Source organism: Pseudomonas sp. xss_2 (assembly GCF_043104195.1).
Taxonomy (GTDB): Bacteria; Pseudomonadota; Gammaproteobacteria; order Pseudomonadales; family Pseudomonadaceae; genus Aquipseudomonas; species Aquipseudomonas urmiensis.
Genome location: NZ_JBICKL010000022.1, coordinates 1 through 980 on the forward strand (window position 1 = coordinate 1; position 980 = coordinate 980).

Sequence of the window (980 nt, forward strand, 5' to 3'; positions counted from 1 at the left end):
ATCGGCGCCAACGCCCACCGGAATATCAACGCCCTGGCCGACCCGAGCAACACCCAGAGCATTGGCTACCTGGTCAGCATGCTGCTGACCGCCCTGGCCAATCGCAAAGGCCGCAGGGCCCAGGCGCAGAACATCGCCCCGCACGGCACCAGCCAGGCCACTGCGGTGAGTGGCCAGGGCCAACTGGTCGCCCGCTCCAGCGAAGCCCCGGCCAAAGCCGATCCGTCCGCCAAGAAGGACGGCTGCCCCTCGACCTGCCGCAGCATCAGCTTCGCCCGTGGCAGCGAAACCCTCACCCACACCGATTTCAGTTTGCCCGGCTGCTTTGCGCTGCAGTGGTCACGCACCTACCGCTCCAGCCTGGCGGCGCTCGACCGTGGCGTGTTCGGCGCCCGCTGGATCACACCCTTCTCGACCTGCCTCGATGTGCTCAAGCAGGGCGTGCTCTACCACGCCGCGGACGGTCGCAGCCACGCCTACCCGCTGCCGAAAATCGGCAAGCACCATTACGACGCCATCGAAGGCCTGGTGCTGATTCGCACCCAAGAGACGCAACTGGTCATCGCCCGCGGCTATGCCAGCCAGGAAAGCTACCAGCGCCAGGGCGATCGCTTCGTGCTGCAGAGCATCCGCCAACGCGGCGGCGCGCGTATCGACCTGCACTATGAGCACCATCACCAGGGCACCCCGGTGCTGTCGGACCTAGTGACCTACCAGAACGAGGTGCAGCACCAGCACCTGGCCACCGCGCTCGACGAACACGGTCGGATCAGTGCGCTGTGGCAGGTGCGCAACGGCCAACCACACCGCCAGCTGGCCGCCTATCGCTACGACGAACACGGCGACCTGCTGCAGGCCGACGATGAGCACCAGGCCAGCTGGAGCTACCAGTACCAAGATCACCTGATCACCCGTTACAGCGACCGCAGCGGGCGCGGCATCAACCTGCAATGGCAAGGCACCGGGCCTGACGCCAAGGC

Annotated in this window: 1 protein-coding gene; it reads left to right on the top strand. The window is 66.5% G+C overall.

Features of this window, described 5'->3' with window-relative positions; all coding sequences use genetic code 11:
* Positions 1-980, top strand: a 980-nt coding sequence (locus tag ACF8K2_RS02970; RefSeq protein WP_392463398.1) for a DUF6531 domain-containing protein, incomplete at both ends; no start/stop codon positions are given.